Raw genomic sequence first — 16,247 nt, 5'->3', positions numbered from 1 at the left:
GAACACCCGGACGCAGACGAGCGGGCCTCCGCCGTGTGTCGAAGGTCCGCTCGTGCGTGGATGGGGTTTTACGAGATGGCGACGACCTGGGTTCCGCCGGCGAACTCGTCGTGCTTGCCCTGCTTGGTCGGGCTCGAGTTGATGGTCACCGCAATGACGATGTACGCCACGATCACCAGGAAGGTGCCGAGCAGCGGTATCACGTTCAGCAGCAGGAAGGCGTTGCGCTTGGCCGCTTCGGCCTGGGTGGGCAGTCCGCCCGATGCGCCGAGGGTTCGCAGACCGAGGAGCTGCTTGCCCAGGGTCTGGCCACGCGAGGACTCGAGCAGCGTGAAGTACGCGAAGCCGAGGAGTGCGGACGCGAGGCTCAGCAGCACGGTTCCGAAGAACCCGCTCGGGAGAATCACGTACAGGATGAACTGGACGACCGCGAGAACGAGCCCGTCCAGGAAGCGGGCGGCGAACCGTGATCCGCGGCTGCCGGGCTGCGCGCCGCCGGGCAGGGGGGAACCCGTGCCGAATGCCGCGTTGCCGCCGACCGGCGGCGGTGGATAGTTGCCCGGGGGCGGGTAGTTGCCGGGTGGCGGGTAGCCGGACGCTGGATTCGTGGGGTACTGGGGTCGGTTCGGATCGGAGCCGTAGTGCGGTCCGTCGGATGGATTGTCGCTCACGAGATTCCCTTTGATTGCAAAGTGTGACGTGCGTCGAACGAGTACTCGATTCTCGCTGAGCGAACCGCACCACGATGGGGGTGTCAAGGACTACGCGCCTGCCCGGTCGGCACATTTCGGACACGATTTCTCGCCGAGCGCACCGGGCCCGGTCCTACTAGGGTTGGGTGTTCTACCCATACCGGGACTATCACGAGGGGCTCGCCGTGGGCATCAAGGTTGCACTCGAACACCGCACCAGCTACAAATTCGACCGCACCGTCAAGATCTTTCCGCACGAGATTCGGCTGCGACCGGCACCGCATTCGCGTACTCCCATCGAGGCGTACTCGCTGAAGATCGAACCGGCGGAGCATTTCGTCAACTGGCAGCAGGACGTGTTCGGAAACTTCCTCGCTCGGGTGGTCTTCCCCGAGCGAACCGACCACCTGTCGATCACCGTCGGACTCGTCGCAGACATGGCGTCGATCAACCCCCTCGACTTCTTCGTCGAGGAATGGGCCGAGCACTTCGGGTTCGCGTACGAGGAGCACGACCTTCCCGACCTCGAGCCGTACCTGCGCCCGGTGGACGAGGGCAAGGCGGGATCAGGACCGGGCCCGGTGGTCTCGGCCTGGGTGGAGAAGCTACAGGCAGCCGTCGTCGAACGCGGAGAGTCGTTGCGCACCATCGATTTTCTCGTGATGGCAAACCAAGCCGTGATGGGGGACGTCGGGTACTCGGTGCGGATGGAACCGGGAGTGCAGACCCCGGATCTGACCCTGACGTCCGCCGTCGGGTCGTGCCGCGACTCGGCGTGGTTGCTGGTGTCGGTCCTGCGTCAGATGGGTCTGGCCGCGCGCTTCGTCTCGGGTTACCTGGTTCAGTTGTCCTCCGACGTCAAGTCATTGGACGGCCCGTCCGGGCCGGTGGAGGACTTCACCGATCTGCACGCGTGGACCGAGGTCTATCTCCCCGGTGCGGGCTGGGTCGGGATGGATCCGACCTCCGGCCTGTTCGCCGGCGAAGGTCACATTCCACTGTCGGCGACGCCACACCCGTCGACTGCCGCCGCGATCTCCGGTGCCACGAGCAAGTGCAAGGCCGAACTCGACTTCTCCAACACCGTCGTACGCGTCCACGAGGATCCGCGAACGACGTTGCCCTACACCGCCGAACAGTGGGAGTCGATCAAGGCGACAGCCGAGAAGATCGACAATCGGATGCTCGATCAGGACATTCGACTGACCGTCGGCGGCGAGCCCACATTCGTCGCGATCGAGAATCAGGAAGCGCCCGAGTGGAACACCACGGCCGATGGCCCACACAAGCGCAAGCTGGCAAGTGTGCTCGCCGAACGGCTTCGCACCATCTATGCACCGGACGGCCTGGTGCAACGCAGTCAGGGCAAGTGGTACCCGGGTGAGCCGCTGCCACGGTGGCAAGTGGGATTGTTCTGGCGCACCGACGGTCAAGCCCTGTGGCACGACTCCGACCTGATCGCCGATCCCTGGTTGGCAGAGGATCTGCGCCCGGAACCGGTGGACAACTCGGCGTCGCAGGAATTGATCGACGAGTTGGTCAAGGCTCTCGGACTGCCTGCCTCACAAGCGCGTCCCGCCTACGAGGACCCGTTGGTGAAACTGTTGGACCTGGTTCGTCAGCCCTACGGTGACCCGCCCGCCGACGACGACGACCTCGAACCTGGAGCCGATTCCGCGGACGCCAGGAAGCGACTGCTCGAACGGCTCGATGCCAGCACCGACGAGCCGGCGGCATTCGTGCTGCCCATCTCGCGTACCGAGGACGGGTCCGGCTGGGAGAGCTCGGACTGGAAGTTGCGCCGTGGCCGAATCGTGTTGTTGGAAGGCGATTCTCCTGCGGGCCTGCGGCTGCCCCTGCGAGCGATCTCCTGGGACGGGGGACCGGTCGAGAACCCGGCCGACCCCACCGCCCCCAAGCCGGATCTGCCGACACCGCAGCTCACGCAGCAGCCGCCGCGCGCGGTGAACCCGGCCGAGTCGCGGTACGCGCAGTTGGTCGACGAGACGTCCAGGGTCGGCGGCACCGCCGTCACCGCTCTGGTCGCCGAGGTCCGTGACGGCATCCTGCACGTGTTCATGCCGCCGATGGATCGACTGGACGATTTCGTCGACCTCGTCTCACGCGTCGAGCAGGCGGCGTCGACCATCGACACCCCCGTCGTGATCGAGGGCTACGGCCCGCCGTCGGATCCGCGTATCCAAACCCTCACTGTCACACCGGATCCCGGTGTGATCGAGGTCAACGTGCAACCGACCTCCTCGTGGGCCGAACAGAACGAACTGATGGAGCGTCTCTACCTCGAGGCTCGCCAGTCCCGGTTGAGCACCGAAGGATTCGACAACGACGGCACCACCCGCGGAACCGGCGGCGGCAACCACATCACTCTCGGCGGCGTGACGCCGGTCGATTCACCCGTTCTGCGTCGACCGGATCTGTTGGTGTCGCTGCTCACTCACTGGCAGCGGCACCCGTCGCTGTCGTACCTGTTCTCGGGCCGCTTCATCGGCACCACCTCGCAGGCACCTCGCGCCGACGAGGGTCGAGAGGAATCGCTCTACGAGCTCGAGGTCGCATTCAGCGAGATCAAGCGACTGACCGGGGCCGATCGATCGGCCTCACCCTGGGTGGTCGACCGAGCACTGCGGCACCTGCTCACCGACATCACCGGCAACACGCACCGCGCCGAGTTCTGCATCGACAAGCTCTACAGCCCCGACTCCACCCGCGGCCGACTCGGATTGCTCGAACTGCGCGGGTTCGAGATGCCGCCGCACCATCAGATGGCGATGGTGCAGTCACTTCTCGTGCGATCGATGGTCTCGCGATTCTGGGACACCCCGCTCGAAGCTCCGCTGATCCGGCACGGTGCCAATCTGCACGGCCGATACATGCTTCCGCACTTCGTGATCAGCGACATCGGCCGCGTGGCCGAGGACCTCCGTGAGCACGGTATCGACTTCGACACCAGCTGGCTCGATCCGTTCACCGAATTCCGATTCCCGCGGATCGGCACCACCGTGGTCGGCGATGCCGAGATCGAACTACGTGGCGCGATCGAGCCCTGGAACACCCTCGGCGAGGAGTCGACGTCCTCCGGCACCGCGCGGTACGTCGACTCCTCGGTGGAGCGGATCCAGGTTCGGGTCGCCGGAGCCGACGCGGGCCGATACATGGTGACGTGCAACGGGGTGCCGGTACCGATGGTGCGCACCGAGCGTCAGGACGTTCAGGTCGCCGGTGTGCGCTACCGCGCCTGGCAGCCGCCGAGCGCTCTGCACCCGACGATCGAGGTGCAGAGTCCACTGCGTTTCGACCTGGTGGAAATGCAGACCGGACGCGCAGTCGGTGGATGCTCGTACCACGTCGTGCATCCGGGCGGGCGCTCGTACGAGGGGCCTCCCGTCAACTCGGTCGAAGCCGAGGCTCGCCGCAACGGCCGCTTCGAGGAGGGCGGGTTCACCTCGGGGAAGGTGGACGTAGCAAGATTGCTCGAGATGCACGCTCGCCAAGCGATCGATGTGTCCGCGCCCGGCATGCTCGACCTGCGCCGGACCGGAGTCATCACGTCCTGAGACGCGACTGCACAGGAGAACGAGTCGACCGGTAGCGATCTCGGTCCGACGCGTATCGGGTGGGTCCGCAGCAAGCGGAGCCGCCCGGCGGCGGAGTGTGATCGACCGACGGAAGGAACAACGGCTCGATGGTGCCCGTGGATACCACCCTGAGTGGAGGCGGCAGAAACGACGATGTCTCGAGTGGAGCCGGCAGGAACGACGGTGTTTCGAGTGGTGCCGGGTCGCCGTGGCTCGCGTACCGCGGTCGGCGCGAGGCCGTGAGCGGTCGCGTCGATCGGTTCGACGAGTTGCTCGACGCCGACGACGCCGTTCGTCCGCATTGGGCGGAGTTGGTCGACGGTATGCGTGAGGCCGGCTCCGGTGCCATGCAGACGTTGCAGTCGCGGGTGAGCCGTCTGGTCGACGACCACGGCATCACGTACAACCCCATTCCGCCGTCGGGTGGCAGCGAGGCATTGCCCAGTGCTGTTCGGTGGGGGTTGGACAGTGTTCCGTTGGTGGTCGCGGCCGATGAGTGGGATCGTCTGGAAGCCGGTTTGGTTCAGCGGTCGATGCTGCTCGACGCGGTGCTCACCGATATCTACGGGGCCCAGGAAACCGTTCGTCGGGGGTTGATTCCGCCGGAGTTGGTCTTCGGTAATCCGGGTTATCTGCGCACTGCGCACGCGATCACCAATCCGGGGCCGCATCAGCTGTTCATGCATGCCGCCGATGTCGCCCGAGGTTCGGACGGTGAGTTCCGAGTCGTCGCCGACCGCACGCAGGCACCGTCGGGAGTGGGGTACGCGCTCGCCGATCGACGGGTGATGTCGCGCGCGATGCCCGAGTTGTTCCAGGCGAGCAATCCGAGGCCGCTCTCGACGTTCGCACGCGCGGTGCGCCTGGCGCTTCGCGATGCTGCGCCCGCGTCGGCCGAAAATCCGGTCGTGGTGGTGCTCAGTCCTGGTTCGCACTCCGAGACGGCATTCGATCAGGCTTATCTCGCAACGGTTCTCGGTTTTCCGCTGGTGGAGAATGCCGATCTCGTGGTCCGTGACGGTTGTCTGTGGATGCGATCGCTCGGCAAGTTGCGCCGGGTGGATGTGGTGCTGCGCCGAGTCGACGCCGAGTTCGCGGACCCACTCGATCTACGTCCGGATTCGCACCTGGGTGTCGTCGGTCTGGTCGAGGTGTTACGCCGCGGGGCCGTTAGCGTGGTGAACACCCTCGGTAGCGGTGTGCTCGAGAACCCGGCTCTGCTTCCGCTGCTTCCGGCGTTGAGCCGTGCGCTGCTGGACGAGGATCTGATTCTCGGTTCGGTACGGACCTACTGGGGCGGTGACCCGAATCAGCTCTCGCACATCGGCAGCCGGCTGCGTTCGCTGGTACTGCGGTCGACCACCTCGCGTCGCACGGTGGTGGGGCACGATCTCACCGACGTCGCAGCCAGGGAGCTGTGGGATCGAATCGTGGCCGAGCCGTGGAAGTGGACCGGGCAGGAAGTCCCCGAGTTCTCGCTGGCTCCGGTCGGTTCGTCGATCGACGGCGAGTCGGGGTCGCAGTTGGCGGTAGCCCCTGCGCAGGTGGGGATGCGGCTGTTCACGGTTGCGCAACGGGGTGGGTACACACCGATGCGCGGCGGCCTGGGGCAGGTGGTGCTCACCGCGCCGGTCACCGATCCGCTCATCACGGTGGCGTCGAAGGACGTGTGGGTCAAGTCGGTGGAACGGGTCACCCCGGCGGACTCCGCCCCGCACACCCCTCCCGCCACGGTGGAGGAGTTGCCGCAGTACGCCGCGTCCAACGTCAATGTCGTCAGCTCTCCGCGTGTGCTCGGTGACCTGTTCTGGTTCGGGCGCTACAGCGAACGTGCCGAGGACATGACTCGCTTGCTGATCGCTGCGCGCGAACGCAATCAGGACTACCGCTCGATGCCGTGGCTCGAGGGCAGCGACAGTCTGCCGATCCTGCTCGAAGCGGTCACGAAGGTCTCGCGTACCTGGCCGGGGTTCCTCGACGAGAAGAACCACGGCGACGCGACCGTGGAAATGCGTTCGCTGATGCTTTCGACGGGCCGTATGGGTTCGCTGGCGCAATCGGTGGACCGGATGCAGCAAGCGGCGCGCGCGGTACGCGACCAGCTCTCGAACGACACCTGGGCGGTTCTGAACCGCATCGACACCGCGCTGGAGGAGCTGGCCGAGTCGCCGGTTCACAACGGCGCGCAACTGGCGTCGTCGCAGTCGAGTGTGCTGCGTGGTCTGCTCGCACTGTCCGGCCTGGCGTCGGAATCGATGGTGCGAGACGCGGGCTGGTACCTGATGGACGCCGGTAAGCGGATCGAGCGTGGTCTGCAGCTGACTGCGCTGCTCTCGGCCACCCTGAGTCACGCTCTCACTCCGTCCACGGAACAGGCGGTCATCGATTCGGTGTTGTCCGCCGCCGAGTCCTCGGTGATCTACCGCAGACGCAACAGTGGGCGCGCGCGTCCGGCGGCCGTCGCGCAGCTGTTGCTGTTCGACGAAGGCAACCCGCGAGCGCTGGTCTACCAGCTCGACCGGCTTCGGGACGATCTGGGTTCGTTGCCCGATGCCTCGGGCACGTCACGGCCCGAGCAGCTCGTCGAGCAGATGCGGGTGCGATTGCGACGGGTCGACCCGGGCGATCTGGAGTCGGTCGACGCGAACGGTCGCCGGGTGGAGTTGCTCGAACTGGTGGACGGAATCCACGACTCACTCGAGGAGTTGTCTCGCGTCGTCCTCGCCACGCACATGTCGTTGCCCGGCGGCACGCAGCCGCTGTGGGGCAGCTCGAACATCCGATCTGCGAACGGGGTGCGGTGATGAGTCGTCGGTATCGAATCAAGCACATCACCACCTACACGTACTCCGACCGCGTGACCTCGTCCTACGGCCGTGGATTCCTGGCTCCGCGCGACATGGACGGGCAGCACTGCGTGGAGAAGTCGGTCACGGTGGAGCCGGCACCGACCGATCAATCCTTCGGTGTCGACGTCTACGGCAACGAGGATGTGTACTTCCACGTCACCCAGGACCACGAGAAACTGGTGGTGACGGCGGATTCTCTCGTGGAGGTGTATCCGCGCCCGGCGGACGAAACCACGTCGTGGCCGGCGACGGCGTCGTGGGAGTCAGCTCGGATGGCGCTGTTCGGTGCGAACGTGCCTGCCGATCCGGCTCGCGCGTCGGCTGTCGAGTTCGCTCTGGATCTGCCGACCCCGGAGATCACCGACGAGGTACGCGCCTACGCCGCACCCAGCTTCTGGCCGGGTCGTCCTCTGGCGGACGTCGTGGTCGATCTGACGCATCGGATCTTCACCGATTTTCGCTATCTCTCGGGCTCGACGACGGTCTCGACCACCGTGGTCGACGTGCTCGCCGCGCGATCGGGAGTGTGTCAGGACTTCGCTCGTCTCGCGATCGCGTGCTTGCGGTCCCAGGGTCTCGCGGCGAGGTACGTGTCGGGTTATCTCGCCACCGAACCTCCGCCCGGCAAGGAGCGGATGATCGGTGTCGACGCGACCCATGCGTGGGCTGCGGTGTGGATGCCGAACGATCGCTGGCTGGCCTTCGATCCCACCAACGATCAGTTGGTGGACGAGCGGTACGCGACCGTGGCGTGGGGACGCGACTACGCCGATGTACCTCCACTGCGCGGGGTGATCTACACCGAGGCGGAGGAGAGCACCATCGCCGTGTCGGTGGACGTTGCACCGCTGTAGCGAACCCGGCATAATCTGATGGCTCGGGGGTAACCGACCATCTGGTCGAATCTGGGGATGTAGAACGAAAAATGCCGCAAAACGGACAATCGTGTCTCATTCGTAGTCGTCGACACAGCACAGCAGAACGCACCGAACGGGTAGCTTGGACATCGATGACCGCAACACTGGCAGACCCTGTATCAGAGGTAGTAGCAGCAGCTCAGCGACTCCTCACCAAACGCACCGGAGCTCCGGTGACGTTGATCGACCCGGTGAACCTGGGGGGTAGCGGCCAAGCGATCGTGTTGCGAGTCCGAGTCTCCGAGAACCCGTTTCAACTTCCCCGCACCCTGGTGATCAAGCAGGTCCGCGACCTGCCTGCCGAATCCGAACAGCCCGCCGAGCTCGCCGACATCTCCAGCTCGAGTGCGTTCCTGCGCGAGGCGGCCTCGTACCAGTTCGCCAACGCCCTGGCCACGGACAGCAGGCCAGGACCCGAGCTGCACGCCTACGATCTCGATGCGCGGCTGCTGGTGCTCAGCGATCTCGGCGACGCCAGTCCCATCACCACTCTGCTGCGCAATTCCGACGAAGCCGCGGTGACCAATTCTCTGATGGCCATGGCCCAGGCACTCGGCCGCATGCACGCCGCCACCGTCGGCCGCGAGGACGACTTCGCCGCTCTGTTGCGTCGGGTGGGGCAACCGGACTCGACCGACGGGATCTCCGCCCAGATACCGGGCGCGCTCGCCGAGGTTCCAGGGATGCTGACCAATCTCTTGGGCGTCGGAGCCACCCCCGATGCGATTCTCGATCGCGTCTCTCGCAGCGGACGGCTGTTCGCGCACGGAGCCTTCCGTGCCTTCAGCCCGTCCGACCTGTGCCCCGACAACATCATCGTCAACGACGAAGGCGTGCGATTCCTCGATTACGAGTGGGGCGGATTCCGTGACGCCACCCTCGACATCACCTACGCGTTGGCGTCGTTCCCCGGTTGCCTGTGCAGCTTCGAGCTCTCGCACGATCGCGAGCAGGCGATGATCGACGCCTGGCGCGCGGAAGTGGTGGGCATCTGGCCGGCGTTGGCCGACGACACCGCCCTGGCGAGCAAGATCCTCGACGCGCGTCTGATCTGGGTGTGGCTGAGCACCTACTGGTTCCTGCCCGACGACCACACTCGCATCGCAGCCGCGCGGGCGCACCATCTGTCGGTTCCGCGGTCGCAGGCACTGATCTCGCGGTGGGCGGTGCTGGCGGACAGTGCGGCGCGCGTCGGCGAAACAGGCATCGCGGAGTACGCGACGTCGGTCGGAACCGCTCTGCGGACGAAGTGGGAGCGCTGAGAGAGACGTCGTTCGCGCTCGCAGCGGTCGGATCGGTAGCGTTCGACCGGTGAGCAGCGGTTTCGGAAGTGACATCTCGGGCGGGGACATCTCGGGGAGCGACGAGTTCGGCGAGGACGGACTCTTCGACACTCCTGCGGCACCGGAGGCGACGATCGCCGAATCCCGTCCGACGTCCGCCTATGTCAGGCCCGACGCCCCGCTGGCGGTGCGAATGCGGCCGACGACCCTCGACGAGGTGGTGGGGCAGTCTCATCTGTTGGCTCCCGGCGCACCGCTGCGGCGGCTCGTCGAGGGCTCCGGTGCGTCCTCGGTGATGCTCTACGGTCCACCGGGAACCGGCAAGACGACGCTGGCGTCGCTGATCTCGGGGGCGACCGGACGCAAGTTCGAGGCGCTGTCGGCCCTGTCGGCCGGAGTCAAGGAAGTGCGCAACGTCATCGAACTGGCGCGACGCCGACTCCTCTCGGGTGAGCAGACCGTGCTGTTCATCGACGAGGTGCACCGGTTCTCCAAGACGCAGCAGGATGCATTGCTCGCCGCCGTCGAGAATCGGATCGTGCTGTTGGTGGCTGCGACCACCGAGAACCCGTCGTTCTCGGTGGTGTCTCCGCTGCTGTCCCGGTCGTTGGTGCTGCAGTTGCAACCGCTGGGATCCGAGGACATCGAGTTGTTGCTCACTCGTGCCGCCAACGATCCGCGCGGATTGGACGGTGCGGTGACCATCGCCGAGGACGCCATGGATCACCTGGTGCGTCTCGCGGCCGGCGACGCCCGCCGAGCGCTGACGGCTCTGGAGGCGGCAGCGGGTGCCGCGACCGACGGAACGCTGGACCTCGCGACGGTCGAAGCCAGTGTCGACAAGGCCGCCGTGCGATACGACCGCGACGGAGACCAGCATTACGACGTCATCAGTGCGTTCATCAAGTCGATCAGAGGGTCCGACGTCGACGCCGCCCTGCACTATCTGGCTCGGATGATCACGGCAGGCGAGGACGCGCGGTTCATCGCGCGGCGTCTGGTGGTGCACGCAAGCGAGGACATCGGGATGGCCGATCCCACCGCCTTGCAGACCGCGACTGCCGCTGCCAGCGCGGTGCAGATGATCGGGATGCCCGAGGCGCGGTTGGCTCTGGCGCAGGCCACGATCCACCTGGCGACCGCCCCCAAGTCCGGGGCGGTGATCGGTGCGCTCGGTGCGGCGATGGCCGACGTGGCGGCGGGCAAGTCGGGATCGGTGCCGCCGCATCTACGCGACGGCCACTACAAGGGAGCGCAAGGATTGGGAAACGCCGTCGGGTACCGGTACCCGCACAGCAGTCCCGGCGGCGTGCTGGGGCAGCAGTACCCACCGGACGAGCTGGTGGGCGTGAACTACTACGAGCCCACCGAACACGGCGCCGAGCGAGAAATCGCGACCAGAGTGGGGAAACTGCGACGCATCATCCGAGGCCGATAGGCCCTCGAGTCGGTACACGGCCTCGGACGCTAACCTGTATCAGTGCAGACCCATGAGATCCGCAGGCGTTTCCTCGACCATTTCGTGAAGGCGGGACACACCGAAGTACCCAGTGCGTCGTTGATCCTCGACGACCCGAATCTGCTGTTCGTCAATGCGGGCATGGTCCCCTTCGTCCCGTTCTTCCTCGGTCAGCAGACACCGCCGTACAAGACGGCGACGAGCGTCCAGAAGTGCGTGCGCACCCTCGACATCGAGAACGTCGGTATCACCACCCGCCACAACACGTTCTTCCAGATGGCAGGCAACTTCTCGTTCGGCGACTACTTCAAGCGCGACGCCATTCGGCATGCCTGGTCGCTGTTGACCGACAGTGTCGAGGACGGCGGGTACGGGTTCGACCCCGAGCGGATCTGGGCCACTGCGTATCTCGACGACGACGAGGCCATCGAGCTCTGGAAGGAGATCGCAGGCCTGCCCGACGAACGAATTCAACGTCGCGGAATGGCCGACAACTACTGGTCCATGGGCATTCCCGGGCCCTGTGGCCCGTGCTCGGAGATCTACTACGACCGCGGACCCGAGTTCGGTGCCGAGGGTGGTCCCGAGGCCGATGAGGACCGGTACATCGAGATCTGGAACCTCGTGTTCATGCAGAACGAACGCGGCAAGGGGATCAGCAAGGACGATTTCGAGATTCTCGGTCCGCTGCCGAAGCAGAACATCGACACCGGCATGGGCGTCGAGCGCGTCGCATTCCTGCTGCAGGGCGTGGACAACGTCTACGAGACCGACCTCGTCCGACCGGTCATCGCCAAGGCCGAGGAGCTCTCGGGACGCGCCTACGGCGCGAATCACGAGGACGACGTCCGCTTCCGCGTCATCGCCGATCACGCGCGCACCGCCGCGCTGCTCATCTCGGACGGCGTCAACCCCGGCAACGACGGCCGCGGTTACGTGCTGCGCCGGTTGCTGCGCCGCATCGTGCGATCGGCACGGCTGCTCGGAGCACCCGACGAGACGATGGCGCAGTTCATCACCGTCGTGCGCGACACGATGGCCGAGTCCTACCCGAACCTCGTCACCGACTTCGATCGAATTCTCACCGTCGCTGTGGGGGAGGAGACCGCGTTTCTCAAGACCCTCACCTCGGGTTCACGGCTGTTCGAGGGTGCCGCCGAGGCAGTCAAGGCGTCGGGTGCGAAGAAGATCGGCGGCGCAGAAGCGTTCGCACTGCACGACACCTACGGGTTCCCGATCGATCTGACGCTCGAAATGGCCGCCGAGGCGGGGCTGTCGGTCGACGAGGACGGATTCCGGTCGCTGATGTCCGAGCAGCGCAACCGGGCCAAGGACGACGCTCGCGCCCGTAAGCACGCACACGCCGACCTGACGGTCTACAAGGACTTCGTCGACGGTTCGCCGACCGAGTTCACCGGATTCGACGAACTCGGTTCCGACGCAACGGTGTTGGCCTTGATCTCCAACGGCGTCCGGGTTCCGACCGCGGTTGCGGGAGAGCGGATCGAGATCATTCTCGACCGCAGCCCTCTCTACGCCGAGTCCGGTGGCCAGATCGCCGACATCGGCACCATCACCGCGCCCGGGCTCTCGGTCAAGGTCGACGACGTGCAGAAGATCGCCAAGAAGCTCTGGACTCACAAGTCCGTGGTCGAGTCGGGGCAGATCACCGAGGGCGACACCGTCCACGTCGACGTCGATCACGCCTGGCGCAAGGGTGCGACCCAGGGCCACTCCGGTACCCACATGGTGCACGCGGCCCTGCGACAGGTCCTCGGTCCGAACGCGACGCAGGCCGGATCGCTCAACAAGCCCGGCTACCTTCGATTCGATTTCTCGTGGCAGGGCGCGCTCTCGGAGGCGCAGCGCGACGACATCGAGAACGTCGCCAACGACGCGGTTGGCTCGGACTTCGCGGTCAACACCCTGGTCACCGACCTCGAAAGCGCCAAGAAGATGGGCGCGATGGCCCTGTTCGGCGAGAACTACGGCGACGAGGTGCGGGTGGTCGAGATCGGCGGACCGTTCTCGATGGAACTGTGCGGTGGTACGCACGTGCAGCACTCGTCGCAGATCGGACCGGTCACCATTCTCGGTGAATCGTCCGTCGGCTCCGGAGTGCGCCGCGTCGAAGCATTCGTCGGCCTCGACTCCTACCGCTACCTCGCCAAGGAACGCGCGCTGCTGGCCGGCATCGCGTCCTCGCTGAAGGTTCCGTCCGAGGAGGTCCCGGCGCGCATCGAGACCTTGGTCGAGCGCCTGCGGGTCGCGGAGAAGGAACTCGACGCCGTCAAGGCCGCCGCTGTGCTGGCCTCGGCAGGTGAGTTCGTCGGCAAGGCCGAGCGATTCGGTGACGTGCGAGCGGTGGTTGCCCGAGCACCGGAGGGTGTCGGCGGTAACGATCTGCGCACCCTGGTGACCGACATTCGAGGACGGCTGGGCACCGATCCGGCCGTGGTGGTGCTGTTCGGCACCGTCAGCGGCAAGGTCCCGTTCGTGGTCTCCGCCAACAAGGCAGCTCAGGATGCAGGCGTCGCGGCAGGCGATCTGGTGGCGGCCTTCGGTCCGAGCATCGGTGGCCGAGGCGGAGGCAAGCCCGAGTTGGCCCAGGGGTCGGGATCGGACGTCGCCGGAATCGACGCCGGTATCGACGCCGCGCGGGCTCGACTGACCGAACTCACGACCCACTGACGATCGTGGTGACTCAGGGGCGTGGCCCCGATCGGCCCGGTGCCGACGATCCCGGACGTGGCCGTCGTATCGGCATCGACGTCGGCAGCGTCCGCATCGGCATCGCCGCGAGCGATCCGGACGGTGTGCTGGCCACGCCGGTCGAGACCGTGCCGCGCTCGAAGATCAAGGGTCCCGACGCGCCGGATGTGGTGCGAGTGGCGGAGATCGTCGCCGAGTACGAGGCAGTCGAGATCGTGATCGGGCTTCCGCGGACGCTGCGCGGAGAACGCGGCAGCGCCGTCGAGGCAGCCGAGAGATTCGGCCGTTCCCTGTACCGGCGGTTGGGTGATGTTCCGATTCGGATGGCCGACGAGCGACTGACTACCGTGAGCGCATCGCGTGCCTTACGGGACAGTGGAGTGCGAGCCAAGAACCAACGATCGGTGATCGATCAGGCTGCGGCGGTGGCGATACTGCAGGGGTGGCTCGACGAGCGCCGCGCCGTATCGGATCGTGCAGCGACGAATTCAGGATCGACGGAGGTCGACGAGTGAACTACCAAGGGCCCGATCGGGACCGCCGAGACGCGCGCGCGGACGAGGCGCACACCGACCCGATCGGCTATTCGGTGGACGAGGGCAGCGAGTTCCACCGCAGCCTGCACGGCCATCCGCAGCGGAAGGAGCCGCACCCACGGGCCTCTCGTCACGGCGATCGCGAGCCCGATCGCGAGGCCGAGCGCCCAGCGGTGCCCCAGGAGGTCGGACGCAGCCGTGCTGCGAGCCGCAAGGACCGAGCCGCGTCCAGCCGCAAGCGTCGCGGCCGCTTGGTGGCTGCGGTGCTCGGGCTCGTGTTGATCGTGGCAGTGGCAGGCGGAGGGTATTTCGCGGTGAACAAGTTCGGCAATCGCACGACACCGAACGCTGACTTCGCCGCGGGCTCACCGGGGGACGGCGTGGTGATTCAGGTTCATCCGAACGACACCGCGCAACAGATCGGTACCCAGGCAGCGGACAAAGGTGTCGTGGCCAGCTCGGGTGCGTTCCTCGAAGCAGCGCTGTCGAACAACGCCATCACCTCGGTTCAACCCGGCTTCTATCTGCTCGCCAGCAACGTGCCTGCCTCGCAGGCCGTCTCCGAACTGGTCGACCCCGCGTCCCGAGTGGGCAACATGGTGATCTCCGAGGGCCGCCAGTTGCACGACGCTCGCGACGTGAACACCGGTGCGGTCAAGAAGGGCATCTACACCCTGATCTCCGAGGCCAGCTGCGTGGACCGAACCGGCAGTGGAACCCCCACCTGCGTGAGCTACGACGACCTCAACGCGGCCGGAGCTGTGGACGACCCGGCCGCCCTGGGCGTGCCCGACTGGGCCACCGATCGCGTCGAAGGAGTCCCGGACCGCGATCGCCAGCTCGAGGGCCTGATCGCCGCGGGTACCTGGGACTTCGATCCCAGCGCGGCACCGACCGACATCCTCGAGCAGTTGGTGTCCGAGAGTGCCACCCGCTACGAGGACACCGGAATTCTCACCGCGGGCGCCAACTCCGGGCTGACTCCGTACGACACCCTCGTCGCCGCGTCGCTCGTCGAACGTGAGTCCCTGCCCCAGGACTTCAGCAAAGTGGCCCGGGTGATTCTCAATCGCCTCGCCGTACCGCAGAAGCTCGAGTTCGACTCGACGGTCAATTACTCGCTCGACACGACCGAGGTGGCCACCACGGACGCCGACCGCGCCCGCGTCACCCCGTGGAACACCTATGCCAGCGAGGGGCTGCCGGCAACCCCGATCTCCTCGCCGAGTATCGGTGCGGTGCAGGCGGTCGAGATGCCTGCCGACGGTGACTGGTTGTACTTCGTGACCATCAACCAGGCGGGCGAAACCCTGTTCACCCGCAGCTACGAGGAACACCTGGCCAACATCACCAAGGTCGAGGGTGGCTTCCTCGACAGCGGCCGCTGACGTGCGCGCCGCTGTGCTGGGAAGCCCTGTCGAACACTCGAAGTCGCCGGTGCTGCACTGCGCTGCGTACCGCGCGCTCGGCCTCACCGACTGGAGCTACGAGCGCATCGACTGCACCGGTGAGCAGTTGCCCGGCCTGCTCGACGGTTTCGGCCCCGAATGGGTCGGCGTGTCGGTCACCATGCCGGGCAAGGTTGCCGCTCTGGAGTACGCGACCGAACGCACCGCGCGGGCAGTTCTGGCCGGCTCGGCGAACACCCTGGTGCGGACCGCGTCGGGCTGGCGCGCCGACTGCACGGACGTCGACGGAATCGTGGGTGCACTGCGCGACGCCGGAGTCGAGGACCTGTCCGGTAGCACCGTGACGGTGGTCGGTGCCGGGGGAACGTCGAGGCCGGCGATCGTGGCGCTGGCCGGGCTCGGAGCGGCTGCGGTCACCGTGGTCGCGCGGTCGGCCGAGCGCGCCCGGGACACACTGGACTGCGCCGTCGCCGCGGGAATGCGCGCGGAGTTCGTGAACATGACAGACCCTCGTCTCGCCACTGTCGCAGCGGCCTCGGCGGTACTGGTGAGCACCGTCCCGGCGGCCGGAGCGGCCGACATCGCGTCGGATCTCGCCCATGCGCCGCTGGTACTCGACGCTATCTACGATCCGTGGCCGACGCCCCTGGCAGCTGCCGTGGAGGCGGCCGGTGGAACCGTCATCAGCGGATTGTCGATGCTGCTCAATCAGGCCTACGGGCAGGTGGAGCAATTCACCGGCAAGCCGGCACCACGAGCGATCATGCGGGACGCGCTGGCCACCGTGCGGTGAG

At 66.5% G+C, this 16,247-nt stretch carries 10 protein-coding genes; 9 read left to right on the top strand and 1 reads right to left on the bottom strand.

Features of this window, described 5'->3' with window-relative positions:
• Positions 1 to 68: 68 nt before the first annotated feature.
• The gene (locus NY08_RS05575) at positions 69 to 671 is read right to left on the bottom strand and encodes an RDD family protein (RefSeq protein ID WP_235387115.1); all 603 of its coding nucleotides are present in this window, start codon (positions 669 to 671) and stop codon (positions 69 to 71) included.
• 206 nt (positions 672 to 877) lie between these two features.
• Between NY08_RS05575 and NY08_RS05570 the strand changes: the two genes are divergently transcribed.
• The 9 genes from NY08_RS05570 (at position 878) to NY08_RS05530 (ending at position 16,246) form a co-directional block, all read left to right on the top strand.
• Entirely contained in the window at positions 878 to 4,267 is a 3,390-nt protein-coding gene (locus NY08_RS05570; protein ID WP_045199777.1) for a transglutaminase family protein, read from the top strand.
• Positions 4,268 to 4,395: 128 nt separating this feature from the next.
• Positions 4,396 to 7,092 carry a circularly permuted type 2 ATP-grasp protein gene (locus NY08_RS05565; RefSeq protein ID WP_082073699.1) on the top strand — a complete coding sequence of 899 codons (2,697 nt, stop codon included), beginning with the start codon at positions 4,396 to 4,398 and terminating at the stop codon, positions 7,090 to 7,092.
• Positions 7,092 to 7,991 carry a transglutaminase family protein gene (locus NY08_RS05560; RefSeq protein ID WP_045199773.1) on the top strand — a complete coding sequence of 300 codons (900 nt, stop codon included), beginning with the start codon at positions 7,092 to 7,094 and terminating at the stop codon, positions 7,989 to 7,991. The genes NY08_RS05565 and NY08_RS05560 overlap by 1 nt, the downstream gene beginning before the upstream one ends.
• 155 nt (positions 7,992 to 8,146) lie before the next feature.
• On the top strand, positions 8,147 to 9,316 hold the full coding sequence (locus NY08_RS05555; protein ID WP_045195326.1) for a kinase: 1,170 nt from the start codon (positions 8,147 to 8,149) through the stop codon (positions 9,314 to 9,316).
• A gap of 73 nt (positions 9,317 to 9,389) precedes the next feature.
• Positions 9,390 to 10,775 (top strand): replication-associated recombination protein A, encoded by a 1,386-nt coding sequence (locus NY08_RS05550; protein WP_082073975.1) that lies wholly within the window; start codon positions 9,390 to 9,392, stop codon positions 10,773 to 10,775.
• A gap of 42 nt (positions 10,776 to 10,817) precedes the next feature.
• Entirely contained in the window at positions 10,818 to 13,487 is a 2,670-nt protein-coding gene (alaS, locus tag NY08_RS05545; RefSeq protein WP_045195324.1) for an alanine--tRNA ligase, read from the top strand.
• A gap of 5 nt (positions 13,488 to 13,492) precedes the next feature.
• Entirely contained in the window at positions 13,493 to 14,023 is a 531-nt protein-coding gene (gene ruvX / locus NY08_RS05540; protein ID WP_373453912.1) for a Holliday junction resolvase RuvX, read from the top strand.
• Positions 14,020 to 15,432, top strand: coding sequence for an endolytic transglycosylase MltG (locus NY08_RS05535; protein ID WP_045195320.1), 1,413 nt, complete (start codon positions 14,020 to 14,022; stop codon positions 15,430 to 15,432). The genes ruvX and NY08_RS05535 overlap by 4 nt, the downstream gene beginning before the upstream one ends.
• On the top strand, positions 15,407 to 16,246 hold the full coding sequence (locus NY08_RS05530; RefSeq protein ID WP_442970800.1) for a shikimate dehydrogenase: 840 nt from the start codon (positions 15,407 to 15,409) through the stop codon (positions 16,244 to 16,246). The genes NY08_RS05535 and NY08_RS05530 overlap by 26 nt, the downstream gene beginning before the upstream one ends.
• The last annotated feature ends 1 nt before the right edge of the window (position 16,247 follow it).

The sequence above is a fragment of the Rhodococcus sp. B7740 genome (assembly GCF_000954115.1).
Lineage (GTDB): Bacteria > Actinomycetota > Actinomycetes > Mycobacteriales > Mycobacteriaceae > Rhodococcoides.
The sequence above is the reverse complement of the archived record's forward strand: the minus strand, read 5'-3'. Positions and strand labels throughout refer to the sequence as shown.

Excerpts from the sequence above, each read along its gene's own strand:
- NY08_RS05555 (WP_045195326.1), top strand. The coding sequence starts at position 8,147 with ATGACCGCAACACTGGCAGACCCTGTATCAGAGGTAGTAGCAGCAGCT.
- NY08_RS05565 (WP_082073699.1), top strand. The coding sequence starts at position 4,396 with ATGGTGCCCGTGGATACCACCCTGAGTGGAGGCGGCAGAAACGACGAT.
- NY08_RS05560 (WP_045199773.1), top strand. The coding sequence starts at position 7,092 with ATGAGTCGTCGGTATCGAATCAAGCACATCACCACCTACACGTACTCC.